Genomic DNA, 25,661 nt, shown 5'->3' with positions numbered 1-25,661 from the left:
AATCTTCGTTGCCTGCAAATAGCGCAGGTTGAACGGAGAAACCTGTTGAACAGAACACACCTTCCTCTCATTCCTGAAGCCGTCCTGCGACGCCACAAGGTCCACGAGAGCTTCGATAATCGCTTCCGCGCCTGTGCACGGCTCTTGCAAGCCCTATGGCGGGCTGAAACGGAAATCCCGATCGGCACACACACCGCGCATGACGGCACCAGCCGTAAGCTTGGTTCACGGATCAGCGACACCGCCGGTCAGGCAGGCCGCAACTTCATGTCCACCGACGTTGCGCGGCTGGCATGGCGGGAATTCGCATATCGTGAGCCCGGCTCGATGATCGACGAGCACCGCCTTTGGACCAATGCCCTGTCCTCACAGCCTCTCACCCTGAACGTCATGGGGCCGCTGCGGCTGGACACGAAGCTGGCGACGAAAGTGCTGGGCGCGATCTGCCCGGATCTGACCGATGCTACCGTTGACGCGGTGCTGTTCGAGCATTCGCCAGGCCGTCGTGTTGAAAGCCTGACGCAGGATCGAACGGCGTGGGATGCAGTGATCACCTATGTGCGTGAGACTGGCGAGACTGGGTTCGTCGCCCTGGAGTTCAAATACACGGAGACGTGTGGCGAACGCCAAAAGGAGCTTCGGTCCCGGTATGACGAGCTGATCCCCGCGACGGGTCTGTTCATCGATCCAGCCGCCGTCGAACTGCGTGGGCCACCCTTGCAGCAGCTAATGCGCGAGCATGTGCTGGCGCAGGCGACGATCATGCGAGGCGATCACAGCGAGGGCCGGTTCATCGTTGTGGCTCCTGCCCTCAACCAGCCGGTTCAGGATGCCTGCGCTCGCTATGCGGCCAATCTGGCCCCGCCGAGCGAAGGCAAAGCAGGGTTCGCGGTGATAACGCTGGAATCCTTCATCGCCGCGCTCGGTGAACAGGGCGACGAAGCCTACGCGGCCTCGCTTTACCGGCGGTACTGCGACTGGTCTCTGATCGACGACGAGATCGAGGCCAACTTCGCGATGCGTTCGGCCCGATAACGCTGGTGGCGTCCGCCGAAAGGCCTGCGAAGGGCGCGACGCCACACAGCCTCCCATTGGAGAATCCACATGAGCAACGTCGGCATCTTCTGGTTCGTCCCCTCGAACGTCCCGCTTACCTCCACGATGATCTACGATTTGACGCCGATTGCAGAGGCGTCGGGATACGCCGGGCTCAAGACCCACGACCGGGGACATTACGAATATTGGTCAAGCTTGGCCTCTCTGGGGTCGAATAAGCTCCGTGGCCGTGGCGAGCCGACCATCATCGCTAGATCGGAGTATGAGGCGTACCCACGAGGCCGGGTGGTCTACGATCCCAGCCGCCAGCACTTCATCATCTATGCCGATCGCCGCCTTCACGGGCAGGAATTCATCGACGTCATCCTGCTGTGGTTCGACATCCCGGCTGGCCGCTTCAGCGTTAAGGGCGATCAGCATTACGCCAATACTCTGCCGGTCCGACTGCCGCGAGATGTCTATTGAGGTGCGCGCAGCATCACCGCAGCCGGACACCCGCACCAGCTTTCCGTGAAACCTCGCCGGGATCGATAAATTGAATTCCCGCGCTATCAAGTGAGGCTCGCATCGTAGCGACGGAAAGAGATTGGACCTGTTGCCCGGTTTCGAACCGCTTCACCGTTGCAATCCCGAGCTTTGCCGCGGTGGCCAGTTCGATTGTGGACCACCCAAGTAATGCGCGTGCCGCTCGGCACTGTTCGATTGTCATCTGCATACTGATACCTTTAGCATCAGTTTGCGCTTGTATACCAGTAAAACCAGTGATACCATTAGTATCAGTTGAGCATGAGCTTAGCGGCCGGAATGGGAGATTGGACCTTCCCATCCGGCCTAACCGAACCCGTCATATGGAGACGACAATGGCTGACCTTATCCTAGATGCAAATAACACGCTCGCAACCCACGATGCTGAAACATGGGCGGAGAGGTTCGCTGCTTACGGCGCTGCCACAAAGCTCGTGAATTCAATCGACAGCGAGAAGGATTTAGACGGCTTTGACGCCGCAGCAGAATTCCACGGTGAGAAGATCGAGGCGCTTCTGAAATTTCCTGCGCCAGACTTGGCCGCGATCACGACTAAAATGCAGGTCATTCAAAAGGACGGATACCAGCATATGATGGCGCCGGTACTTACTGACTTACAGCGGCTGGCTGGGTCAGGGGCTGTGTGCGACCCGACATGGGGCCAGCAGATCGGCAACGATTACGTCTTACCGGACGCATTCCCCGGAATATCGGCCGAACTCGCACAGGCGGCTGATGCGATGCGGACCGCTCATTTTGATCAAACAGACGACGCTGGGCTAATGTTGTCTAACGCCGCCAAAAACGTCGCCAACATTACCGCTCGATCGACAAGCGACATTGCCGCCAAAGTTCTTCTCGGCCTATTTGAATGCGAGCCCTCTCAGCGCGATGGACGGCTGGCCGTGGATATTGCCGCATTTTCCACGGACAACGCAGCCTCAATCCTCATAAGCGCGGCGCGTGAGGCGGGCGCGTTAAGTTCACCCGCAGAGAACCCGGCTCTAGTCGAGGCATTTCACGCCTATCGCGCCGCGTTTGCCGAACTCGGCAGCACCGATCCCAACGTGGAAGACGAGAGCTTTTTCAAGATCGCGGACCCAGCCGACCAAATCCTGAAGACTGCAAAAGCGACGACGGCGAAGGGGGTGGCTATGAAAATAAAGCGCTCATTCGGTGCCATCGTGGGTTTGGATTGGTCGGATGATGCCGTGCTCGACACGAGGACCGAGCGATTTGCCCAAGGGCTTCTGGTCAGCGATCTCTATCATCAGATGCTCTGGAGCGCGGTTGAAGACCTAGAACAGATGGCGGAACAAGCGCCCTTGGTTCGTCCTACACCCTCCGAAAAACAAGCTTGGGATGCCGCGCTGGGTCAGTACCGCAAGGCATGGGCTCTTTGGAGCATTCTTGTTGGCGATTACGCCAACGAGGCTGCGGACGCCGTCTCTGCCATTGCCTTGCCCGCACTTGAAACACTGATTGAAACCCCTGCTCCGACCTTAGCGGCCCTCGTCATTAAGATGGAAGAGACCAGCCGGGGCCAGAGAGAAGTCCACTCTGAAGACTGGGACAACATCATTAGCGATGCCCGTCGTCTCGCTGGCATGGAGGCTTGAAAGATGACTTCCGCACAAACAATTGTCCCGCAATCTGCGGAACAATTCAAACCAAAGCCAGTCCCGACAGATTGGATGCCTTCGTTTATCGATAAAGGCGGCTGGTATGGCTGCATGGCGGACGGTCGGGTCCTGCTCGGCTATTCCGGCTGGGGATTTACTGATGAACAGCAGACAGCAGCCCGCGCGATGATAAGCGCACTGTCTCGCGTCGAGCGGGATGCCATCGAGCATGAAATTCGCTCACTCTCTCTGATGGAGGCCTGACATGCGCAGCGCACATGTCACAATCCGAGCGTCGAATGATCCGCAGACGTCATGGTCACGGTGCCGAACGCGGCGCTGGTCGCGAGCTGACGATCCCAGTTGGACAAGCCAGATGTTGGCCAACATGCCCTCATTTCCCCGAGCCGCCCTATCCCGACTGACCGCTCACATGATCGACCGGCTAGATGAGATGGACGGAGACGCAGAATCTGAGGACGGCGACGTTGACGGTTGCTGGGCCGGAGACGACGACGTGGGCAACTGCCCCGCGCTATTTGGTCGCGGCGATGGCTATCCGGGTGATGAAGACGACGCCGAGGATGGCGAAGGCTCGGAACTCGCTAAAGGGGCAGAGAACGCCCACGACTAACGCAGCGCAGCCAGCGCGCCGCCCATCCGTCAAACCACCCGCTAGCCGCGATCCTCGGCTAGCGGGTAAGCCGCGTTTGCATAGGTTTGCCGATAGCCTTGCGATGTCGGACGAGTACCGAGATGCAGATTGGTGGCTGCCGCTATATCGAAAAGCCTTCCCGAGATTGGCCTCGGCGGTTGCTGTGAAACAGGACGGCTGGGCGCAGCGCGGCGGCATCGATCGGCTGCTTACCCTATCGTGTGGCCGCACATATACGATCGACGAGAAGATCAGGGCCGAAGACTGGCCCGACATCCTGCTTGAGCAATGGAGCGACGAGCGCCGCCGCATACCTGGCTGGATACAGAAGCCGCTGGCCTGCGACTTCATCGCCTATGCCTATGCGCCGAGCGGGCGGTGCTTTCTGCTTCCTGTGCCAGCCCTGCAACGGGCATGGCGACATCACGGCAGGCGGTGGATCGAAACCTATGGGCGACGGTCTGCCTATAACCCCGGATATGTCAGCGTGAGCGTACCCGTGCCCACGGAGGCGCTGATGCAGGCGATCGTTCAGGCGATGGTGCTGAACTGAATGGCTCAAGCGGAACCGCTATCTTGCCGAGATTATTTATGTCAGCCAACAAAAAGGATCACCATGCCCGATCTCGGCTAGATGTGTCCGCCTCCGATGATACTTTTCGCGGCTTCGACAATTTCTTTCATATGTTCTGGCATGGGTAAGCCAGCGTTGCGATCAGTCAGCGTCGAAAACGCTCCCCTGGTTACGGCGATTGTGACAACCACGCATCCCGTGACAGTTGCAGCGATTATCGCTGTTAGCGCGTGGGCTTGGTCTGCCCCGAAACTGTCAGCATGGCAAAGGGAGACGACAAGAACGCCAGCGAGAAAGACGACAAGAACACCGCAAGCTATCGACACAGCTAAGCGTATGCGCTTGTGCCAAACAACTTCGTTTGCAAACACCGCAATATATTCAACCGAGGCTGCTTTATAGGATTCCCAGCGCCCGAAGTCTGCTGTGAGAAGTTCTACGTGGTCGGCGAGCGCTTTGAAATCATCAGGGGCCAAAGCAGCCGAGGAAGCCTCCCCGGCTGCTGCATCACCAATGATGCTTCCAATCGTATCGTTAGGAAGTGGCTCGTCGGTCATGTGCAAGCTTTTTGTAATGGTCAGCAATTACTGCGTTAGGGATGTCGCTCGAACTCCCCACTCCTCCGCGATAAGTTTTGAACCAAGGTGTGTCCACCTCATGGGTGATGCGGGAAAGAGCGAACGCGTGCATGTCCCCGTAATTTTGCACAACCGAATGAATAATCGAGCGCTGCGAGTCAGACAGAAGTCCAAATGGTCCTGCTGAGTTGCCCTGGATGGGCTGCGAACCAAACCTTCGGAACTCACGATAAATGGAAGGAAACACAGGGCCGTGCTGCCACGCCTCAGGTTCCTCGTTTACCAGCGGAGCACTCAACAACGCGAGCGACCATCCATGAGCGATATAAACCAGCTTAAGCAACTGCATTATCGTCAGCGACTTACCTTGTGATCGAGCTTCGTCGAGTACAGCGTTAGCGACTGCAAGTGGTGGGAATGACGTCATCGCGTTGCCCTCCTTGGCAGTTGAATCAGGAAAACCGGCACGCGTAATCGCCTGCCAGCTTCAACTACCTATTTCGTTATCCGGCCTCCGATTGTCAAATAGCCGCTTGACAGAGATATGTCGGATATGCCGCTCAGGCGGCTAAATGGGCCTCTAGAGATGCACACCGTTTAGCTTAGGCTCGAAGGCCAAAAATAATGTTTTTGCGTTCTGAGCTATGTCAACGCAGTTCTGATGCAACGTTTCTCGGCGATCTGCTGACGGACCCGTCAATATCTGAGTCACTCGATCTCAGCATCGTCAACAATTGGCATACCCCGGTTGGGCTTGCTGGTGCGAGGCAATCACCCTCTCAGTCTAACCGATCCCGCATCTCGCAATTCAGACGGGCGATCTTCCGCCGCATCTCGATCGTCTCCCGCGACCGACCGCCGTGCTTCCACGCGTTTCGATTGCCTTTGGGCGCGCCGGGGTTTGTCCCGCCGTGCATCCGGCATCGACCATTCGGCATCGACGGGGATTTGCACAAATGGCCCAGCCGCGTTCGAGCCTGACAGGGAAACCGTGGCGGTTGCGGCTTGCGGGACGGTTTTGGCTGCATGGGATTGTCCGCCCTTTTTTCTGATGGCCCCACCCCCGGTTCCGACATTTCCGACAATTGCCTGTCCTCCATTATAAACATGAACATGCTCTACCCGCACAGTCTGAGAGCCGCCGCGCCGCAATTTTGACAACGTATCCACGGTCGCGTTCAGCGTTCTCATCATCTTCGTCGAGGCCGTCATGCAGGAGTCCATCATCTCGCGAGAACTGGATTGTTTGGCGCGTCTCGCCATGTCCATGCCTACGTCAAAGCACGTGAACACCTGCGCGACGAGCATCGCCTCCATTTCGTTTTCAGGCTTATACCCATCGAGCATGGCCAGCGCGGCGTTCATCTGCGTTTCGGTCACGGCCTCTTGCCCCCGGCTGCGAGCGATATTTGCGAGAGATGTGACAGCATAATCGGCAAAGGCCGGTGAGCTGGTCCCTACCGCGTCGAGAAGTTGGAAATGCGTCCCCGCCTCATCGGAATGGGGGGAACTTATTTGATATTGATCGCTGCCCTTGTTTGTCATGGCGACCTGAACCCGATCAAGGCGGCTTTCGCGACGGGCGGTTGCCACCACTGCCGCCTCTTTCTCGCCCGGGGTAGGCTCGCGACGCTGATCAGCAACCGCGGTCATCTTGTTCAATTTGTCTGAAGTCATTTTCAATCTCTCCATGCTTCCGCGTCAAAGGCGGCATTTGCCGTGTCAGGAAATATCACCCGGCTCGTCGGCGAACGTTCCACACCTCGATTTTCCACACCTGCGATTCTTGCCCTCGGGCTACCTTCCCCACCCCCTCCCCCTAAAGGGGGGAGGTGTGGTGTGGAATTGCAGGCCCCTCACCTTCCACACCCTTCCTCACCACACCTTGAGAGGTGGGGGGAACGCCCTGAACAGCCCATTCACCGACCTCCACGAAGGTCCGCGACATGCTTTTGCTGTCCTTTCCTTCAGTCTTCACAAGCGCGCCGGTGCCAATCCATGTGCGCAACAGCATGTTGATGCGGGCTCGGTCGGCTTTTACATCAGCCTCTGAGCTCAGGCCCATGATCTGCGCAACGGGCTTCCCGACCCATGCAGATGCCTGAACGTCGGCCCGCCATGTTCCCTCGGAAACTAGGCACTGAACGCGATATAGGTGATCAGCAGTGACACCGTCGAATGCGTCAGGCGGTGACCATGGCACGACCACACCCATGTTATCGCCATCGTCATTGATGCCGTTGCCCAGGCTCACCGAGGCCATCTGATACCAGTCGGACTTGTCGCTGGGCGGCGCGCGGTTGTTCTTGTCGTCATAGACACGGAAAAACCGGCGTCGGCGCTCGTCTTCAATGCCGTAACGCTTGGCTTCCTCGTCCGACATGCGGTTGAGAACCAGCACCGAACGGCAGGCGTTGATGAGAGCGACGGCACCGCGGGCATGCATTGCGGTCGCTTCTCCCGCCCCGGCCTTGCTGATGTGATGGGCAAGCCCGACCCCAGCCTCGGACTTCTTGGCGACCATCGCCCATTCCTTGGCAATGGCGTCGATCTCCATATTGTCGGACTCGTTCGCCGAGTGGGACGATACGAACGGATCGACGTGGAGGTAATCGATCTCCCTGCCCTTCATTTCGTCAGTCAGCGCCTCGACGAGCGGACGGTTGATCACGAGCCCAGCCGCATTGGTCGAACTGGCCAGCTTTAGGGGAGCCCCGTCGAGCGCACTGTCTATAAAGAGCCGGTCGCGGATGTGCTCGGGCGCAATGTCCCAATGCAGACATGCAGCTTGGACGATGCGGGCGAGTTCGTCGCCATCATCCTCAAGATTCCACAGCCACACGCGTTTAGGGCCACCCGGCACTGTCTGTCCAAGGAGATTGCGACCTGTCGCCATGCACAATGCCTCGCCCACGCTCAGAATGGTCTTACCGGCTCCACCCTGTGCCACGACGGCGCGAAGGTGCCCGCGTTGGATGGATCGACCGTAGACCCACTCTCTGAGCTTTATCTGCGACGGGTCGCACCACTGATAGGGCGTTGCCGTGATCTTCAGCGGTGCCGGGAGATTCGGCGCGCTGAATGGTTCGTTTTGCTCGATTTGTTCGAAGCGTTGGTGCAATGGGATAGCGGTCATAGATTCACCGCCATAGCTTCAGCATTGAAGTCTTTATGCGGTGCCGCAGGGCGCATGATCCTGACGATGCATCCGGCCAGTGAGTATGCTTCCGCCGCTTTCTGCGCTGCTGCCTCGCCGGGAGCATCGCCGTCAGCGCCGATTACCACAGCCCGCACTATCGGCGGAAACTCTATAGCTGGCAGCATCGACGTGCCGGCCGATACCCATACAGACCGTCCCAACACCTGAAAGAGCGTCAGACCGTCCTCAAGCCCCTCAGTGACGAGCATGCTGGCGGTTGCCGCACCGAGCTGGATCGCGCCACCGCGCACCCGACCCAGCGAGAGCTTCACCTTATCGAACGGAGCCTTGCCACCATCTTCGGTCAGGTAAGTGCGCTGGATGCCGATCAGATCCCCAGCTGGTGAGGTGATGGCCGCGATAAGCGCCGGATGCAGAATACTGCCCCAGCCGTATCGAATACAAGCGAACCGCAGGCATGGGGGCAAGGCAACCGTGATGCTGCGGCGACGTAGATACACCTCTGCCGGCGTGCCGGTAATTGGCACCGCCTCATTCCAGATTGCCAGCGCCTCGGCTGTGGTGTCACGTTCGTCCTTTTGTGGCCGATTTCTGACGATGGGCGCGACCTGGACAACCGGCAGGTTCCCACCAGTGAGCATGTCGGCTGCTTCCGGGAGAGACACGCCGTGCAGCTTCATTACGAAGTCCAGCACATCACCTGTCCAGCCGCAGCCGAAACAGTGACCACGCTGCCCCCCGCTGTAGATCGTGAAACTGGGTGACTTGTCAGCATGAAACGGACAACAGCCCGCCATCTCGTTGCCTGCGCGCTTCAGTTTAACGACGGCTCCTGCGACTGAGGTAAGCGAATGTGCGGCGCGTATGGTGTCGAGATCAATTCGCATCAGAATTCTCCCGGCAATGTTACAAGCCCAACATCGGGACTTGCGTGTCGAACAGCGCCATCGCAAATCGAGATATTGCAGACACCCTCATGCTCGTCGCGGTTTAGGCCATAAGCGAAGGCAATCGCCGATTGGCCGAGCGGAAACGGCCCGTGGAGCTCGCCCCATGAACTGCCCGACGACGACTCGTGACTAACGGTAAATCCATCGACGCTATCGCCTTGGACGTGGATTGTGCCGTGTCGATCTCGATGTGGCGTCCGCATCGGCAGGATACGGCCACTCATGTCACGACCCAGACGATGGCGTTACAGCCCGACGCATTCTTCCGACGCCGCCCGCTATCCTCGATGCGGTGATCGCACTTCAGTTCGGACGTGCGCGGCTGGACGCTGTATCGATGCATATCGAGGGCGACGGCAATCTCATCGGTGGTGAGCCCAACGCTGCCAGCGCCATAGATAGCGGCATAGACGAGCCTGCGCAGGGGGCCGGCCACCGCAGCAATAGCGTCAGCGGCTTCAATACTAGTGTCGATGCCGCGGTGGCCCGGGGCGTCGGGATATATGGCTGAATGCATGTTCATGCCGTGCCTCCATTCAATTCATCGAAGCCGTGACGCGCCAGCAGGATAGACAACCAGTTTGACTGCTTTTCCGTGAGGGGATTGGCGTCGAAAGCGATGCCGCCGAGGAACTGACCCTCTTTCGGGCGGAGTGCCGCGCCGGACGTAATGATCGCCATTGCCGCTACGCGATGATCTTGCTGTTCATCCGACATGGTGAGCCTCCCCGAAATAGTGACGGACGAGGATCGGAAAGCAGCCAAGACACGGCGGCTTTGGCCACGCCCAAGGCAATTGCGATAGCAAAGCTTCAGTGGTATCAATGGCGACGCTGTTGCTAAGCAAATTCGTGGAGGGTCGGACTGTGGCGGTCCGGCCCTTCTTCGTCTCAGGGGCGACGGCCCGTGCTGTTGCTGGCATGACTCACGCAGCCGCCTGATAAGCTGGCAGGCTGGACATGAAACGTTGAAGCTCCTCACGAAGTATCAGCGTGCGGCGTCCGCGTTTCTTTGCTTCGAGATCGCCTCGCTGCAAGGCGGCATAGATTTCGGAGCGGGATACACGCGAGGTGGCAACTGCTTCCGGGATTGTGAAGGCTAGAGGTTCAGTCATCTTCTGTCTCCATTGCATCCACGGCTGTCCGTGGTCGCTGAAAGACAGTTGCCGTAGCGTGGGTCGGGATACCGATAGGCCGGTATCGGAAAGGCTGATTTCAGTTCGCTTTTGCTCGCCGCGCTTCGAGGATGGCGAGATCGCGGTCTAGCTCCGCGGCCGTTGTTTTACGCTCTTTGAGGATGTCGCCTAAGCCGTCCCATGTTTGATCTAATGCTTCTCTCTGGTTGGCAAGCCGCCCGAACTTGTGCGTTTCGTGCCACCATTCCTTCACGGTAGCGGTGCCGAACTGGCCTTTGTGTCCCGGGTATGCCTTGAACAACGCAGCGACCTTACCGAAGGCTTGAGCATCAGTCTGCCCAATGGCCCGATAACATTCGACATACTGCATCGCCCGAGCGCGCAAGGCATGATCTGCAATCGTCAGACCGGCACTTTTGTCCCCTCCGATGGCTTGAGCACCTCAGATTTACGGTGAGCTAGAAGACGGTCAATTTCGCCGACCAACAACTTAAGTGGATCGAGCGCCAACGGGTCGGACGCAGGCAGCTTCGCCAGCATCTCGCGCAGGTCATCGATGTAGGTTAGCAACGCACTCAGTTTGGCCTTGTGGTTCCCGGCGTCACGAACACGGTCAGCATTATGGCCAAGGACGAAGTTCAAATCTTCCAGCCACTTCGATGTAGGTCGTGTCACGCATTTGGTCCCATATCTAAAATCATCCTGCCAGACGTGCGGGTTCGGTAATATCGCGCACGACGCCGCCCCCGCCGTCAACGAAGTTTGCCCATGCCGCCATGAGGTCTCCGCGCATCTTAAGAAAATCCGTGCGGCGATAAGCAGCCCGGACCCTGTCTTTATCGAGATGGGCCAGAGCCGCCTCGGACACGGCGTCAGGGAAGCCGGTGGATTCGACGGCCCAGTCTTTGAACGATGACCGAAAGCCGTGGACGGTGAATGGCTCGGACATGTCGCGTAGAACCTTGGACATAGTCATATCGCTGATCGGCCTTTCCTTCGTGCCGATGAAGATGACTTCGCCCTTCCCGCCTTTGCGCGCCTCCGCCAGATGCTTAAGTATCTTCACGGCTGGTGCGGGCAATGGGACGATATGCTCCTTACCCGCCTTCATGCGGATACCGGCGATAGTCCAAAGTTTGGCGTCGAGATCGATTTCGCCCCACGTCGCACCTCGGACTTCACCAGATCGCGCGGCAGTGTAAATCGTGAACAGGAGCGCCAGCCGACCCGTGGTTTCGGGAGCAGCCTTAACCGCGGCGATGAACGAGGGGACCTTCACATAGTCCATCGCTGCAAAGTGATTATCGCCCTTGGGTTGGCGGGGTAGTCCCTTGTTCAATCCGCTTAAATCGAGCGATGTGCGAAAGCCCTTCGCCGCAGCCCAGTCGAGGACCGCCTTCACGCGCTGACGAACGCGACGAGCGGTCTCAGGCTTCTCCAGCCAGATCGGAAGCAAAAGGTCACGAACCATTGGAACGTCAACAAGATCAATCCGCTCATCGCCTATGTGATCGAAGGCAAGTCGTTCGAGACTGGAAAGCCAGTCGGCACGATGCTTCACATTGCGCCAGCCTGCCTTTTGCTCGTCGTGCACGAGCTTGGCAGCTTCGCGAAATGTAGGGATGCTCAACCTTGCTAGTTTATCGGCGCGCTTCTTCGCGACCGGATCGACACCAGACTGATAGAGTGTCCGTAGCTCCTGAGCTTTAGCCCGTGCTGCCGATAGCGACACCTTGCCAGCGGACCCAAGCCCAAAGTCGCGGCGCTTGCCATCAACCTGCACTCTGACCTGCCATGATCGGGATTTGGCAGATTTGACGACGAGCATCAGCCCTTCGCCATCCTGATAGGTTCCCGGCGCTATTGCCGCCTTAAAGCTCAAGGTTGTCAGTTTACCCACGCGCGTCCGTCAAACCCCACACCGTACCCCACATTGTGTGGGGACTGTAACAGGATAACCCCGGATAGTCACGGACATTGATACGGGCGACGTCTCCGACAACGGCCGGTTTTCAGATGGTCACGGATGCTGCTGGACGCCAGTTATGCGGAGCTCAGCTCCACCAGAAATTCAACGCTTTTCAATCTGACTCGCATGGACAACATACCGCAGCGGCCCGTGATCCAACGCACCGAATGGATAGCAGGTGGACAAGGCAAGTTGGGCAGCCGCCCCTTCAGTATCGACAGCGAACTTGTCCCATCTAACGATCTCGGCACCATTCACGCGATATCTTTGTGTCGTTCCGTCCAGACTTTTAACGGCAATTAGATCGCCAGTTCGAACGTGCTCTAGGAACCGGAAGTGAGTATCGCGGTGCGCAGCGATGACTGCGGTGCCGGGTGCGCCAAGGCGCGCGCCGCCCGGAAGCAACGTCGGCCCGAAAGCCATCGCCTGACCTGATCCGGTGTCGAGCACGATGCTATCCACCCCGAGCCGTGGCACACTGATCCGGGCGATTGGTGCCATGTCGGCCCATGGCCAGGGCTTTTGCGAACGATGCGTGGCGACGCTGCGATCGAAGGCCCGCTCAAGCAAAAGTTGCGCGACCATTGCCTTGGCTGGCACGATCGCGCCGGTCGCAAATTGCACGAAGCCCGCGAGGCAAAGTGCAATCGAGAGGACACGCGCGGGGCCCCTCCACGATACCGTGCCGTTCGATGTCAGGACATAGTTCATTGGGCTGCTCCCCGGTGACGACGGAGGAAGAACAGGCCGCCGATTCCCAACAGGAGCAGCACCAGCCCATTAACGATTGCGCCGACAAAGCCCGTCGCGGTTTTCGGTAGCGCCAGTGCGGTTGCCTGTTCCGCTGCGCGCGCGGCCAGCGTATCGACGTTACGCATCGCCGCCTTGCCGCTTTCTCCACCGAAAAGCGTGTCGAAATCCCATCCTGCGGGCAAGTTTAGGGGCAAATCCTCGCGAACCAGTCCTTCACCGGCGGGACGCACCGGCGTGCGGTCGATTGCGACGAGGCTCGTTTGGCTGGTGACCAGAGAATTGGCGAGACCGATCTCGGCAATCTGATCGTTCGCCTTGTCCGTATCGAGCTTACCGAGCGTCCTGTCAGCTTCGATATCGTCGATGCGACGACGCGCCCAGAGCTTGGCAACCGATGGACTGGTTTTGGCGTCGGACAGCACAACACTGCGCTGCCACGCCTTGCCCGCGATGGTTCCACTGACCGTCAGCGTCCCCGACCAGTGATCGGTTTTCCCGACGAGAACGAGTGGCTGCCCAAAATACAGGTCGGGCAAATCGCGTGGCGTCAGGTCGAGCGTTCCGCCCGAAACCTTAACCGTTATATTCTGCATTGCCGGGTGGCGCAGCATGTCGAGCAGCGGCGTGATCTTTGCCGCAACTTCCTCTGGGCTGCCGACATGAGTGAAGGCGCCGCGACCAATTGTTGCCATCCGGGTCATCAAATGATCGTTGGGGGCAGATCCGATCCCGACGAAGAAGATATGCGATCGTCCGCCATCTTCGCCGAGGGTCGCGAGCATTTCCTGTTCATTCGAAATCTCTCCATCGGTGAGAAAGATGACCTGACGCACGGCGGTTGGGCCTCCGCTGCTGGCAGCATCGGCCAGCGCCGCTTTCAGAGCAGGCAGCATTTCAGTACCGCCAGCCGCCTTAAGGCCCTCAGCAAAGCGTGTTGCCAGCGCGATCTGGTCCGGCGTCGCTGCCACGCTGTGCGTAAACAACTGAGTCATCGTGTCATCGAAACGGATGATGTTGAAATGGTCCTGCGGCTGCAAGGTCTTGAGCGCATAGATCAGGCTCGCCTTTGCTTCGTCCATCGATGCGCCACCCATCGACCCGCTGTTGTCGATCACGAAAACCATCTCCCGCGGCGGGGTCGGAGCATTGGCCTGATCGACCGGAGGGTTGATCGTCGCCATCACAAAATCGCCATAGTCAGTGTGCTCCCGGAACAAGCCAAGCGTTGGATCGGCCGAGGCCGAGCGCCAATCGAGTTCAAAATCGCGATCGGCTGGCACCGTGCCCGCCGCCAGTTTGATCGTGCGTTCATCGCCGTGGCCGGTGATGGCGACACGGTGATAGGGGCTGATAACGTTGGCGAGCCGAAAGCCCGGCGCCAAACGCACGGTGATCGAAACCGGGTTTAGCGTCTGCCCAGCTTTCGGATTAAGCACGGGAGCAGATGTCACTGCATTCGCATCAGCGACCGCCGTTGCCGATGTCAGCGTGTGCGGCGGTGTGTAGCGCGGCCCAACGACCAGCGGCAGTCTTAGCGAGAAGCTGCCCCGACTCTGTTTGACCGGCATCTGATACTCGATCGAGACCAGCACGGTTTCGCCGGGTCCGATGTTTGCGACGCTGTTCGTAAACATATTCGGACGCTGCTGTTCAACCAGTCCGGCCTTCTGCCCGCTGGCCTTCGCCTTTTCATAAAGGGCGCGGGCGACGGCGCGCTTTTCGATCTGGCCGACGATAACGCGCTGGCCAATGACCATTTTCAGACTGTCGACCGCGCCATCTTCTGGCAAAGGGTAAAGATAGGTCGCCTCCATCCATTTGTCGGACGTGTTGCGGAATACCTGGGTCACACGAACCCGCGCAATCGAACCGCTTACGGTAACGTCCATGTTGGTGCCCAAACGGACGGCAGGCAGCGTTTCGGTCGATTTCAAACCGCGCAACATCAATGTGCCAGCGCCCGGTCCCTCGTCGTCCACTGCGCTGTCGCTGGCCTCTGCCGCAGCGGTCGAAGTATATGCGATCAGGGCGACGGGTGCTGCGACGATAAGCGTGATCGCGGGGATCAGGGCGCGGCTGCAATGAAAGAAGCGGGGCATTTTCAGGACTCCATCGGTTGGGAGCCATTCCCCTATGATGACGACATGCCGGACAACCACGAGCAGTCTCGGCCTGTTTCTGCCATCATGCGCCCAGCGCGGAGGTGTGTTACGGGCCGTTGACGATAAGTCCGGAAATGTGCGGATATGTCCGGGCAAGGAGCGACATGCAGGACCAGAATCTGATCGAGAGCGAGAGCCACGAGTTTGGCGTGCTTGTGCGCGAGGAAATCGCACGCCGCCGCATCTCACGACAGGCGCTCGCCGACATGGCAAGAATAAGCCTCTCGACGCTCGAAAAAGCGCTGGCCGGGACGCGTCCCTTCACCTTGGCGTCGACGTTGCGGATCGAGGAGTCACTTGGCGTAAAGCTTCGTCACGGGGGAAAGGCAACAACAGGGTCCGATACCGCACCAGAAGACATGGGCGCTTACGCCCGATCCGCAGTCGGCTGGATCGAGGGCCGATATCTGACGTTGCGCCCAAGCTTTGGCACGCCGAACGCGATTTACGCCTATCTAACGACAATCCGCTGGCTTCCTGACGACGGCCATCTTGGTTTTGCAGAATCCGAACGGCTCGATGCCCGTTTCGAGCAAGGCGGTCACGTTTCCATGCCCAACCTTTCGGGCCATATCTATCTTGTTACCAACACGACGGGCCAGCATCGGCTGATGATCCTTGGTCGCCCAACAATAGACGGGGTGTTGTACGGTGTGTTGACGACTTTGCAGGTTGGTCCCGGCTCTCAGCTGGTGCCTGCTGCCTGTCCGGTGTCTTTGTCCAAACTTTCGGCCAGCGACGATGCCTCAATGGGGCTCATCATGCCGGAGTCTGCAATTTATACAGCTTATCGCGACAGATTGCGCAGATCGACGGCAGACGATTTCGCACGCTTTTATCCGGTGACTTAGAGCAGTATCCGATCCGATTGCATCGGTTCGGCTGCTCTAGTCTTTTGATTTTACGCGTTTTCCGAGTCACCGGATGATTCCATCCGGTTCGAAAACGCTCTAGCGAATCGAAAAGTTAATACCGATAAAATTGCAGCGAAATCGGATCGGGTCGGCCTGATCTGCCAAGCAGATTCATGGGGCGACCGACAAGCGGTCGCCCCCGATCTTTTAGCGACGAACCCAGCGGCAGACCTTAACGCGCTTGCCGTGGTGACGCTCGGTCTTGCAGACCTTCCGCTTTTGTACACGATGGTGCTTCGCCGCCGCATGGTGCGAATTCTGCGCGTGCGTCGGGCGTTGATGGGATTGGGCGGCGGCTGGCGCGGTCGTCAGGACCATAGCTGCGACGGCGGCCATCGCCATTCCAGTGATCTTCGTAATATTCATCTTCCAATGCTCCTCTGTTGGAAAGGCTATTGTTAGTTCACCAGTATGAACGTTAGATTGCGGTGAACGCCAACACTAGAACCGCACTTATCAAAACAAGCAAGCCCGTAAGGAATGCCCGATCTGCCCAAGTCGCCATCTTGTGCTTGGGTGAATCAGTACGCAGCGAAATATAAGAAAGTAGGCAACTCAGTGCGAATAGCAGCGTTGCGCCCCACGCGATTTCATCGGCAAGGGTTTTTTGAGCTGCATTCGCAATTTTGAGGCCAGCGATTATCAGCAGAGAGATGCCGAGCAGATTCGACGCGGCATTCAGGATATGGCTTGATCGAGGCATAGCCACCCGCTGCACCGCACTGGCTTAACCGCACCAAAACGCACAGCGCTGCCACTCGCCATTGGCAGCACAGGAACTAAATCTGCTCTGAACTCTTTTATAGCTGGCGACGGGCATCATCAATTGTCCCGCGCCGGATACGACGCACTATGACGTTGCCTCGGAAATCTTATTGGGGTTTCGCCGCACTGGGCCTTGCCGCCATCGTCCTGATCGCATGGTTCATACTTCACAAAAAACCAGCTGACGTCGCGAAAGCCCACCCCGTTCCGGTGTCGGTTGCCGTCGCAACGGTAAAGGATGTGCCGGTTTCCCTCACCGCACTGGGCGCGGCGCAAGCCTGGAACAGTGTTCTCGTTCGTACCCAAGTCAACGGCAAGTTGCTCCGCGCCTCATTCGTCGAAGGCACCAATGTGCGGGCCGGGCAGCTTTTGGCCCAGATCGATCCAGCGCCCTATGTTGCGGTGCTTCTTCAGGCCCGAGGGGCGTTGGAACGTGACAGGGCTTTGCTTCGCGATGCTCGCCTGGATCTGGGACGGTATAAGACTCTTGCGAAACAGGATTCGATCGCACTCCAGCAGGTTTCGACTCAAGCTACTCTGGTCCAGCAGGACGAAGGGCTTGTCCATATCGACGAGGGCGTGGCGGCCGCCGCACAAATCAATCTTCGCTGGTGTCGCATCCTTTCACCTGTCTCTGGTAGAACCGGCGTGCGCCTGGTCGATCCGGGCAATCTGGTAAGTACGAGTGACACGACCGGGATCGTCATCGTCAATCAAATCGAGCCGATTGCAGTAACCTTCACGGTTCCCCAGGGCGATTTCCAACACCTTTCGGATCTTTCCGAAGGGTTCCAGAAGCCCTTAACCACTGTCGCGCTCAGCCAGGACACAAACGCCTCGCTGGGCTCAGGCGAACTGAGTATTGCCGATAACAAGGTCGATCCCGCGACCGGGACGGTGCAATTGAAAGCGCGTTTTAACAATGCGGGCCGGCGCCTCTGGCCGGGGCAGTTCGTCAATGTCATGCTGACGCTCCAGACGCTGGAACAAAAAGTAACGATCCCGTCTGGCGCAGTCAGCCAGGGCCCCAATGGCGCGTTCGCTTACGTCGTTGTGGCGGGCAAGGCCGTGGTTCGGATGATCAAGGTAGGCTGGAACCAGGGCGGGACCGCAGTCATCGAAGCGGGCATAAAAGCGGGCGAAACTGTCGTGACCGACGGACAAATGACGCTGATGCCCGGCCTGCCTGTGCGCGTTATCGGACAGCCGCCACAGGCAGGCCGGGTTAGTTGAGCCTATCCAGTCCCTTCATCCAACGCCCGGTTGCGACATCGCTTGTCGCGATCGCGCTCCTGCTTATCGGCATCATCGCCTATATCAGCCTGCCGGTGGCGGCTTTGCCTCAGGTCGATTTTCCCACGCTGCAGGTCAGCGCAAGCCTTCCCGGCGCGAGTCCCGACACGATGGCGTCGAATGTCGCCACGCCGCTCGAACGCCAATTCTCACTCATACCCGGCGTCAGCCAGATGACATCGGTCAGCTCGCTGGGCACAACCAGCATCACTCTCCAGTTCGAGCTTTCGCGTAACATCGACGCCGCTGCCCAGGACGTCCAGTCGGCGATCAACGCAGCGAGTGGCCAGCTTCCCACCAACCTGCCCAGCGCGCCCAGCTTTCGAAAGGTGAACCCGGCCGATGCGCCGGTCATGATCCTTTCGCTCAGTTCAGACACGATAACGCTTCCCCAAATAAGCGATTATGCCGACAATATCCTGGCACAGCAGATTTCGCGGATCGACGGCGTTGGTCTCGTCAACATTGGCGGCCAGCAGAAGCCCGCCATGCGTATCCAGATCGACCCCCGAAAGGTCGCCGCACTTGGGCTACAAATCGATGGCGTCCGTACCCAGATCGCCGCCGCAACGGTCAATGCACCAAAGGGCGCAATCACCGGTCCCAGCCAGAATCTGACAGTTTATGCCAACGACCAGATCCTCGATGCCGCGGAGTGGCAACAGTTGATCGTGGGCTATCACAATGGCGCGCCGGTTCGGGTCAAAGACGTGGGCGGTGCCGTTCAGAGTGTGGAGAACAACCAGATCGGTGCCTGGGCTTTTCCCGGCAAGGCCAATGCCGATCCGGGTCTGAAGGCCGGGCAAAGCATTCTCCTGATCGTGTACAAGCAACCCGGCGCCAACGTCATCGACACGGTGGACCGGATCAATCAGGCTTTGCCCGGTCTGCAGGCGGATATCCCACCGGCCATTTCCATTCATGTTTTGTCGGATCGCACCCAGACGATCCGCGCGTCGGTCAGGGACGTGCAGACGACGCTTCTCATCAGCATCGCACTTGTGGTCGCCGTCATCTTTCTGTTCCTGCGTAATCTGCGCGCGACCCTGATCCCGAGCGTCGTCATTCCGCTGGCGCTGCTCGGGACGGCCGCTGTCATGCTGGCGCTGGGTTTCAGTCTCGATAATCTGTCGCTGATGGCGCTCACTATTGCTGTGGGCTTTGTAGTCGACGACGCGATCGTCATGGTGGAGGTGATCTGGCAACGCATCGAGCAGGGCGAACCACCCTTTGCCGCCGCACTGGCTGGTGCGGGTGAAATCAGTTTCACCATATTGACGATCTCGATCTCGCTGATCGCGGTATTCACGCCGTTGATGTTCATGGGCGGTGTAGTGGGCCGGTTGATGCGCGAATTCGCTATTACGCTGAGCGCGGCGGTCATCCTCTCGCTTCTACTGTCGCTGAGCCTGACGCCGATGCTGTGCGGCCAGTTCCTCCGCGCACCGTCTCCGCCGTCGAACCGCTTCACCAAGATGCTGGAGCGGGGCTTTACGAAGCTGGAATCCGGCTATGCGCGCGCGCTCGACGTCGTCCTGCGCCATATGCCCCTTATGCTCGGTATCTTCCTGACGACGATGGCGGCGACCGTCGTGCTCTACCTCACCGTGCCCACCGGCTTTTTCCCTCAACAGGATACCGGTTTCATCAATGGCGTCGTGGTCACATCACAGGATGCCTCGTTCACGAAGATGACCCGGAAGCTGCACGACGTTGCGTCCGTCCTGCAACAGGACCGGGGGATCGCCGCTTTTGGGATGTTCATTGGCTCATCGAGCGCCAATCAGGCGAATATCAGCATCGCGCTGAGACCCAAGGACAGTGGCCGGACCGCAACGGTGGATCAGATCATCGCTCGGCTCCGGCCGAAGCTGGCCGATCTGGTCGGCGTGCAGACCTTTCTTCAGGCGGCGCAGGATATCAATGTCGGCGGTCGGGCCGGACGGGCACAATATCAATATACGCTTTCCGATGCCAACCTCGGCGAATTGAATATCTGGGCACCCAAGCTGCTCGCAGCGCTGCAAGGCCAGCCCCAACTGAAGGATGTAAGCTCCGATCAGCAAACCCAGGCGGGCGCGGTCAACATGATTATCGATCGCGATGCCGCCGCGCGGTTCGGTATCTCTCCCACCGATATAGATACGGCGATCTACAATCTGATCGGGCAGCATCAGGTCGCCCAATATTTCACCCAGCTCAACAGCTACCATATCGTCGTGGAAGGCCCGCCGACGTTGCAGGCCACGCCTGAACTGTTCAACACCGTACGCCTCCTGTCACCCATCACCGGAAAGACAGTGCCGCTGACGCAGTTCGTGACGATCGATCCGTCCGGCACCAGTAATCTGACAATCAGCCACCAGAGCCAGTTCCCGGCCGCCACCCTGTCTTTCAACCTTGCGCCGGGCGTATCGCTGGGCGAAGCGACGCAGCTCGTTCAGGACGCCCGCAATAAGCTGGGGGCGCCCGTGGCGCTCACCGGTGCCTTCCAGGGAACCGCTCAGGCGTTCCAGCAGTCGCTATCCTCCGAACCCCTGCTGATCCTTGGAGCGTTGGTGGCAGTATATGTCATTCTGGGAGTGCTGTATGAGAGCTTTATTCATCCGCTCACGATCCTCTCGACACTGCCGTCAGCAGGACTTGGTGCCTTACTGACGCTGAGAGCTGTAGGGCAGGATCTCAACGTGATCGGCATTATCGCCATCATTTTGCTCATCGGCATCGTCAAAAAGAACGGCATTATGATCGTCGATGTCGCGCTTCGTCTCCAGCGCGAACACGGGTTTTCCGCCGAAGATGCCGCAAGGCAGGCATCGCATCAGCGACTGCGCCCCATCCTGATGACGACAGCCTGTGCCGCGCTGGGCGGCGTTCCCATGATCCTGATGCAAGGTACCGGGTCAGAATTCCGCCAACCGCTGGGCTGGGCCATTGTCGGCGGCCTGGTCGTCTCTCAGGCACTCACCCTGTTCAGCACGCCGGTCGTCTATATCTATCTCGATCGGCTGCGTCGCCGTCGTCGCCCGGAAACAGGTTTGGTTACGGATGTTCCCGCCAGTCAGAGTTGATCTTTCAAGAGCGACAGGCACTCTGGCCTTTCGCCATTTGCGCGGACACCGATGAGTTCAATGGTGAAACTCCGCCAACGCCACGCTGGTCCAACTGCCGCATCATTGCGCAAACCCGACCAACAGTGCCGGCACCGCAAGCAGCAGGGCAACGCGCGGACGCCAAGATAAGAGCAGCACAAAGATCACGCCTGCCAGGCAAAGCTGCCCCGTCCACGCCACCGCCCCCAGTCCTGCGCCGAAACGCAAGGTTGCAACCCATGCCGAAAATAGCAGCAACAGGGTGCCAACAATTCGAGCCACGGACGGCGACATTTTCAGCGGCAGAGCAACAGCCGCGCGATGCCTGACTCGACCTGCCGCGAAACTGGCGAGCGCGGCATAGGCAATCAAGCCGGGATCAACCGGCATGGGTCGCTCCCCCGCCAACCGGCGCGGATGACAATCGCCGTCGCGTTGGTATGGTTTTGGGCCGACCAGCGCGCCACGCGGCAAACCCGAGCAACAGCGCAATCACGAGAACCACAAGATCAAACGCGAGAAACAGCGTGTCGCCAACAACAATGCTATGAATAAATCCACGGTCGGTCGTGAGACTGTTCGCCAGTGGAATCGCCGCAAAGGCGAGAGCGGCAACGCCCAGCGTCTCGGGCCACGCACGATGGATTGGGCGCACCAGCGACAGTGCAGCAAGCCCGAACCATACCCAGAACATCGCCGCGACTTCCATATCCGCACGTTTCGGCAAGTTCGGTGGAATGAGCCGATTGGCAAGTAGATAAGCCGCCATCCCCGCAGGCAGGCAGGCGATAGCGCCGATATTCAACCGCTCGACCAACCTGAATCCAAAGAACGGTTTTGTGCCCGGCTTCCGTCGCTTCGCGGTCCAGAGCACCAGCCCGGTCCCAACCATGGCGGCACCCGTCAGACCGAGCAGGAAATATGTCCAGCGCAGAACCGGCCCGGCGAACCACCCCAGATGCAGGCCCAGCATTACACCGGCGGTGGTGATCGCGGCCCCCGGTTCTGGCGACGACGACAATCGCCTGCCATCCGCGCCGGAATAACTGATCGACGCACTACGCGCGTTCAGGCGTTCGGCACCATTGCGAAAGATGGTAACGGTCGCGGCGGCATCATTGGGATTGCGAATAACGATACGGTCGGCCTGGCCACCCTGCCATTCGCGCTCAGCGGCATCCACCAGCGGAGCGATGGGTATCAGTGGTGCCGGACGACCCAATGCCTTTTGCACAGGTTCCGCGCCATAAGCTTCGGTGCCGAACATGGCAGGCGCCTTGTATTTGGCGGCGATAGGCCAGGGCATGTACATCACGACCAAGGTGATGAGGCCCGTGTAAGTAATCATGGCGTGAAATGGCAGCGCCAGAACCGCAGATACATTATGTGCATCGAGCCAGCTACGCTGACCCTTTCCCCAACGCAGCGTGAAGAAATCAACAAAAATCCGCTTGTGCGTAACGACACCCGATATGATCGCCGCTAACATGAAAATGGCGCACAATCCCGCCAGCCAGCGCCCCCAGGGGTGTGGCAATTGCAACTGGAAATGAAAGCGATAGAACTGCTCGCCACCCTTTGTTTCACGGGCGGCAAGCACGTTCCCGGTCGCGGGGTCGAGTTTCAGTTCGGGCCGCCGGGGCGCTGTTGGTGCCTTTGGATCGGGATCAGGTCGCGCGCGTGAAAGAATCCGGGTGTCGGTCATCCGCTCGTCGGGCAGGTAGATCGTCCATTGTTCGTCGTTCGGCGATGACGCCTGCATATGGGCGACCGCCGTCTGGGCAGCACGCGTCGGCGAAACCGTCCGAAGGTTGAGTTCCGGCTGCATCCAGCGGGTGATTTCCGGACGAAAATAGCTCGCGGTTCCGGTCAGGAACATCGCGAATAAAATCCAGCCCGCGAGTAATCCCAGCCAGGTATGGATCCACGCCATCGCCCGGCGCAGGCCCTTTGCTTCGGGAGCATCTGCCTTCACGCGCGAACGCCCAGCAGGAAAGCCCATGTAATGGTCGCGACGGCAGTCCCCCAGATCACGCCGGTCACACGCAACAGACGCTGCTCAAAAAAAGCCCACAAGCCGAACAGAGCGTAGAACAGGAAGGACAGAATCAGGCCCCACGCGGTTGCTTCAGCGCGTGCAATGGGCAGGAGCCGCGCCATCAGAGACGCCAGTCCGGCGGCAGCGAAATAGCTACCGAGCAGCGCGGTGGCGCACCGCAATGTCATTTTCAGTTTCGCCATTTTCCGTTGGGGCGTTTTGAAATTCGAAACCCCGGTGTCCCTGCCCGTCCCGCTGTTCGCCGTCCCACTGTTCGATGGTCTGTTTGCTGACATTCGATACTTCCTGAAATCCCGGCTTGCCCTTAGCTGCGAGGCCCCTTAGTTGCAATTACGAATCGTTCGCATTAGCATTTAGGGGGCATAAATTGATCGTTCAGGGGCTTCGGCCATCCAGTAAGTTTCGTTTTTATCTGGCGGCGTCTGTCGCAATACTCGCCTGCGCTCCGACTATGGGTCGCGCCGAAAATGCAGCGGATAGCGAAGTTGACGAAGCGCACGATACGATCGTCGTGACCGGCCTGAAGGAAAAGCAGGCCGGCTCCGGAACCAAAACCGAAACGCCGCTGATGGAGACGCCGCAAAGCATCACGGTAATCGACAATGAGGAACTGACCCGCCGCAACGCGCTGTCGATCAATCAGGCTTTGGGTTATGTCGCCGGCGTTTCCCCCAATCAGCGCGGCGGGATGGTTACGCGCTATGATCAACTGATCCTTCGCGGCTTTACGCCGGGGGTGTTCCTCGATGGAATGCGGCTGATCGCTGGCCCCTATTCCACACCGCAGATCGATTTCAACCGGGTCGATCACATCGACGTCGTGAAGGGGCCGGCATCGGTCCTTTACGGTAACTCTACGCCGGGCGGCCTCGTCAACCTGACCAGCAAGATGCCCGAGCCAACGGCGTTCGGCCAGATCGAAGGCCAGTTGGGCAATTACAACACGCGGCGCGGCGCGGTCGATATCAACCAGCCTCTTACCGGTGACGGAAAGCTTCTCGCCCGCGTCGTCGGCGGCTGGCAAAAGGGTGATGGCCTGACATCCGGCACCTTCAGCGAGCGTTATCATATCAGCCCGATGCTGACCTTTGCGCCCGACGCGAGCACCGATCTGACCGTGATCGCAACCTATCAGCACGCGCCGAGTGGCGGCGGCTACTCGGGGGTTCCCGCTTATGGAACGGTGCTGTTCAATGCCAACGGCACTTTGCCGCGCAAGGTCAACACCGGCGATCCGGGGTACGAACGCTACAATCACAAGGCGAAGTCGATCGCAGCGTTCTTTCGCCACGATTTCGATGAGCATCTGACCTTTCGTTCGAACTTTCGATTTCAGAACAACAAGCTGTCGTATCGCCAGCTCTATATCGCCGGCTTCGCGACAACGGGTATAGGAGTGAACCGGAATACCGACTTTTCCACCATTACGCGCGGTGGCGGCGGGGCCGACGAGGATTATGATACGCTGACGATGGACAACCATCTGAACGCGAAGTTCGAAACGGCAGGCATCAAGCATAATTTGCTCGTCGGCATCGACTATCAGCACATCACCGGCGAGAATGTTCAGCAGTTCAACACAGGTCAGACGACCAACCCACTGACCAGCATCCCGAACCTTAAACTATATGCGCCAACCTATGGCGGAACGCTGCCCAGCTTTGACCTGACCAAATTGTCGAGCGCCTATGTCAATACATATGGCAAACGCGATCAGACGGGTGCCTATATCCAGGATCAGATTTCGATCGGCCGGCTACAGTTGATCGCGAGCGGTCGCTATGACTGGTATAATCAGATCACCGTCAACAAAAAGAACAACACGCAGACGTCGTTTGCGCAAACGGCGTTCACGATGCGACTGGGCGCTCTTTATGAACTGCCCTTCGGCGTCTCTCCCTATTTCAGCTATTCGGAATCCTTTGAACCACAGGCAGGCACAACTTATTTGGGGGTGCCGTTCAGTCCAGTGACCGGGCGGCAATATGAAGGCGGCGTAAAATTCCAGCCAAAGGGAACCAACGCCATATTCACCCTGTCCGCATATGATCTGCGCCGCCAGAACGTGCCAGTAACCGACCCGGCCGCCGGGACTGGAGGCATTCCCACGAACGCACAAATTCAGATCGGCGAGGTCCGCGTGCGCGGAGTGGAGTTTGAGGCGCGCGGTGAGGTTCTTCCCGGTTTCGATGTCATCGGAGCCGCAAGCTATACCGATGCTATCATTACACTGGGCACACCGGCGGTCGCGCCAACGCCTATCAACAGCGGGACGCCGACCACGACAGGTACTCGTCAGCTCGCCACGCCCAAATATATGGCATCAACTTTCCTCTCCTATGATCTGGGCAAGGGGGCAAGATTGCAGGACCGCTATCGGGACTGAGCTTTGGTGGGGG

At 58.8% G+C, this 25,661-nt stretch carries 29 protein-coding genes; 10 read left to right on the top strand and 19 right to left on the bottom strand.

Annotation, left to right across the window (positions count from 1 at the left end; genetic code table 11):
* Positions 1-45 precede the first annotated feature (45 nt).
* The 6 genes from D3Y57_RS14325 (at position 46) to D3Y57_RS14295 (ending at position 4,411) form a co-directional block, all read left to right on the top strand.
* Positions 46-1,035, top strand: a complete 990-nt coding sequence (locus D3Y57_RS14325) for a PGN_0703 family putative restriction endonuclease (RefSeq protein ID WP_162987136.1) — start codon at positions 46-48, stop codon at positions 1,033-1,035.
* Between the two features lie 69 nt (positions 1,036-1,104).
* Positions 1,105-1,521 carry a hypothetical protein gene (locus D3Y57_RS14320; RefSeq protein ID WP_121153648.1) on the top strand — a complete coding sequence of 139 codons (417 nt, stop codon included), beginning with the start codon at positions 1,105-1,107 and terminating at the stop codon, positions 1,519-1,521.
* Positions 1,522-1,916: 395 nt separating this feature from the next.
* Positions 1,917-3,200 (top strand): hypothetical protein, encoded by a 1,284-nt coding sequence (locus D3Y57_RS14310; protein WP_162987135.1) that lies wholly within the window; start codon positions 1,917-1,919, stop codon positions 3,198-3,200.
* A 3-nt stretch (positions 3,201-3,203) separates the two neighbouring features.
* Entirely contained in the window at positions 3,204-3,467 is a 264-nt protein-coding gene (locus D3Y57_RS14305; protein WP_121153644.1) for a hypothetical protein, read from the top strand.
* 1 nt (position 3,468) lies between these two features.
* A complete protein-coding gene (locus D3Y57_RS20240; protein ID WP_162987134.1) occupies positions 3,469-3,837 on the top strand; it encodes a hypothetical protein in 369 nt (122 codons plus the stop codon).
* 184 nt (positions 3,838-4,021) lie between these two features.
* On the top strand, positions 4,022-4,411 hold the full coding sequence (locus D3Y57_RS14295) for a hypothetical protein (protein ID WP_239025862.1): 390 nt from the start codon (positions 4,022-4,024) through the stop codon (positions 4,409-4,411).
* Between the two features lie 77 nt (positions 4,412-4,488).
* On the opposite strand, the gene D3Y57_RS14290 is transcribed toward D3Y57_RS14295, so the two are convergent.
* The 14 genes from D3Y57_RS14290 to D3Y57_RS14225 all read right to left on the bottom strand — a co-directional run bounded on the left by D3Y57_RS14290 (position 4,489) and on the right by D3Y57_RS14225 (position 15,076).
* A complete protein-coding gene (locus tag D3Y57_RS14290) occupies positions 4,489-4,989 on the bottom strand; it encodes a hypothetical protein (RefSeq protein ID WP_121153639.1) in 501 nt (166 codons plus the stop codon).
* A complete protein-coding gene (locus D3Y57_RS14285; protein WP_121153637.1) occupies positions 4,967-5,437 on the bottom strand; it encodes a Panacea domain-containing protein in 471 nt (156 codons plus the stop codon). Before D3Y57_RS14285 ends, D3Y57_RS14290 begins: the two co-directional genes overlap by 23 nt.
* 344 nt (positions 5,438-5,781) lie before the next feature.
* Positions 5,782-6,687 (bottom strand): hypothetical protein, encoded by a 906-nt coding sequence (locus D3Y57_RS20235; RefSeq protein ID WP_162987133.1) that lies wholly within the window; start codon positions 6,685-6,687, stop codon positions 5,782-5,784.
* A gap of 142 nt (positions 6,688-6,829) precedes the next feature.
* Positions 6,830-8,146 carry an AAA family ATPase gene (locus D3Y57_RS14275; protein WP_121153635.1) on the bottom strand — a complete coding sequence of 439 codons (1,317 nt, stop codon included), beginning with the start codon at positions 8,144-8,146 and terminating at the stop codon, positions 6,830-6,832.
* Positions 8,143-9,057 carry a DUF7146 domain-containing protein gene (locus tag D3Y57_RS14270; protein ID WP_121153633.1) on the bottom strand — a complete coding sequence of 305 codons (915 nt, stop codon included), beginning with the start codon at positions 9,055-9,057 and terminating at the stop codon, positions 8,143-8,145. Before D3Y57_RS14270 ends, D3Y57_RS14275 begins: the two co-directional genes overlap by 4 nt.
* Positions 9,057-9,344: a hypothetical protein gene (locus tag D3Y57_RS14265; protein ID WP_121153631.1), complete on the bottom strand. Its 288-nt coding sequence runs from the start codon at positions 9,342-9,344 to the stop codon at positions 9,057-9,059. Before D3Y57_RS14265 ends, D3Y57_RS14270 begins: the two co-directional genes overlap by 1 nt.
* Complete coding sequence (locus D3Y57_RS14260; protein ID WP_239025861.1) at positions 9,341-9,643, bottom strand: hypothetical protein; 303 nt, start codon at positions 9,641-9,643, stop codon at positions 9,341-9,343. The genes D3Y57_RS14265 and D3Y57_RS14260 overlap by 4 nt, the downstream gene beginning before the upstream one ends.
* Complete coding sequence (locus D3Y57_RS14255; RefSeq protein ID WP_121153629.1) at positions 9,640-9,837, bottom strand: hypothetical protein; 198 nt, start codon at positions 9,835-9,837, stop codon at positions 9,640-9,642. Before D3Y57_RS14255 ends, D3Y57_RS14260 begins: the two co-directional genes overlap by 4 nt.
* A 208-nt stretch (positions 9,838-10,045) precedes the next feature.
* Positions 10,046-10,234 (bottom strand): helix-turn-helix domain-containing protein, encoded by a 189-nt coding sequence (locus D3Y57_RS14250; RefSeq protein WP_121153627.1) that lies wholly within the window; start codon positions 10,232-10,234, stop codon positions 10,046-10,048.
* A gap of 100 nt (positions 10,235-10,334) precedes the next feature.
* The gene (locus D3Y57_RS14245) at positions 10,335-10,625 is read right to left on the bottom strand and encodes a hypothetical protein (protein WP_121153625.1); all 291 of its coding nucleotides are present in this window, start codon (positions 10,623-10,625) and stop codon (positions 10,335-10,337) included.
* Between the two features lie 32 nt (positions 10,626-10,657).
* Positions 10,658-10,930, bottom strand: a complete 273-nt coding sequence (locus D3Y57_RS14240; RefSeq protein WP_162987132.1) for a hypothetical protein — start codon at positions 10,928-10,930, stop codon at positions 10,658-10,660.
* Between the two features lie 22 nt (positions 10,931-10,952).
* The gene (locus D3Y57_RS14235; RefSeq protein WP_121153621.1) at positions 10,953-12,155 is read right to left on the bottom strand and encodes a tyrosine-type recombinase/integrase; all 1,203 of its coding nucleotides are present in this window, start codon (positions 12,153-12,155) and stop codon (positions 10,953-10,955) included.
* Between the two features lie 171 nt (positions 12,156-12,326).
* Positions 12,327-12,935 (bottom strand): class GN sortase, encoded by a 609-nt coding sequence (locus D3Y57_RS14230; protein WP_121153619.1) that lies wholly within the window; start codon positions 12,933-12,935, stop codon positions 12,327-12,329.
* Positions 12,932-15,076, bottom strand: coding sequence for a marine proteobacterial sortase target protein (locus D3Y57_RS14225; protein WP_121155971.1), 2,145 nt, complete (start codon positions 15,074-15,076; stop codon positions 12,932-12,934). The genes D3Y57_RS14230 and D3Y57_RS14225 overlap by 4 nt, the downstream gene beginning before the upstream one ends.
* 167 nt (positions 15,077-15,243) lie before the next feature.
* Here D3Y57_RS14225 and D3Y57_RS14220 point away from each other — a divergent pair, with 167 nt between their 5' ends.
* Positions 15,244-15,990, top strand: a complete 747-nt coding sequence (locus D3Y57_RS14220; protein WP_239025860.1) for a helix-turn-helix domain-containing protein — start codon at positions 15,244-15,246, stop codon at positions 15,988-15,990.
* 210 nt (positions 15,991-16,200) lie between these two features.
* Here the strand turns inward: D3Y57_RS14220 and D3Y57_RS14215 are convergent, their stop codons facing one another.
* Positions 16,201-16,419 carry a hypothetical protein gene (locus D3Y57_RS14215; RefSeq protein ID WP_121153617.1) on the bottom strand — a complete coding sequence of 73 codons (219 nt, stop codon included), beginning with the start codon at positions 16,417-16,419 and terminating at the stop codon, positions 16,201-16,203.
* Between the two features lie 52 nt (positions 16,420-16,471).
* Positions 16,472-16,762, bottom strand: a complete 291-nt coding sequence (locus tag D3Y57_RS14210; RefSeq protein WP_162987131.1) for a hypothetical protein — start codon at positions 16,760-16,762, stop codon at positions 16,472-16,474.
* Positions 16,763-16,905: 143 nt separating this feature from the next.
* On the opposite strand from D3Y57_RS14210, the gene D3Y57_RS14205 reads away from it, so the two are divergent.
* Together D3Y57_RS14205 and D3Y57_RS14200 are read left to right on the top strand one after the other, a co-directional pair.
* Positions 16,906-18,051, top strand: coding sequence for an efflux RND transporter periplasmic adaptor subunit (locus D3Y57_RS14205; RefSeq protein ID WP_121153613.1), 1,146 nt, complete (start codon positions 16,906-16,908; stop codon positions 18,049-18,051).
* Entirely contained in the window at positions 18,048-21,182 is a 3,135-nt protein-coding gene (locus D3Y57_RS14200) for an efflux RND transporter permease subunit (protein WP_121153610.1), read from the top strand. The genes D3Y57_RS14205 and D3Y57_RS14200 overlap by 4 nt, the downstream gene beginning before the upstream one ends.
* A gap of 102 nt (positions 21,183-21,284) precedes the next feature.
* Here D3Y57_RS14200 and D3Y57_RS14195 read toward each other — a convergent pair whose 3' ends face one another.
* Genes D3Y57_RS14195 through D3Y57_RS14185 form a run of 3 tightly spaced genes read right to left on the bottom strand, consistent with a single transcriptional unit; the run spans position 21,285 to position 23,537 of the window.
* A complete protein-coding gene (locus D3Y57_RS14195) occupies positions 21,285-21,593 on the bottom strand; it encodes a DUF3325 family protein (protein ID WP_121153608.1) in 309 nt (102 codons plus the stop codon).
* Complete coding sequence (locus D3Y57_RS14190; RefSeq protein WP_162987130.1) at positions 21,583-23,178, bottom strand: PepSY-associated TM helix domain-containing protein; 1,596 nt, start codon at positions 23,176-23,178, stop codon at positions 21,583-21,585. The genes D3Y57_RS14195 and D3Y57_RS14190 overlap by 11 nt, the downstream gene beginning before the upstream one ends.
* The gene (locus D3Y57_RS14185) at positions 23,175-23,537 is read right to left on the bottom strand and encodes a hypothetical protein (RefSeq protein WP_162987129.1); all 363 of its coding nucleotides are present in this window, start codon (positions 23,535-23,537) and stop codon (positions 23,175-23,177) included. The genes D3Y57_RS14190 and D3Y57_RS14185 overlap by 4 nt, the downstream gene beginning before the upstream one ends.
* 92 nt (positions 23,538-23,629) lie before the next feature.
* Here D3Y57_RS14185 and D3Y57_RS14180 point away from each other — a divergent pair, with 92 nt between their 5' ends.
* Positions 23,630-25,648, top strand: coding sequence for a TonB-dependent siderophore receptor (locus D3Y57_RS14180; RefSeq protein ID WP_162987128.1), 2,019 nt, complete (start codon positions 23,630-23,632; stop codon positions 25,646-25,648).
* The last annotated feature ends 13 nt before the right edge of the window (positions 25,649-25,661 follow it).

Source organism: Sphingomonas paeninsulae, assembly GCF_003660165.1.
GTDB lineage: Bacteria > Pseudomonadota > Alphaproteobacteria > Sphingomonadales > Sphingomonadaceae > Sphingomonas_O > Sphingomonas_O paeninsulae.
Note: the sequence above shows the minus strand (reverse complement) of the source record. Positions and strands in the feature narration are given on the sequence as shown.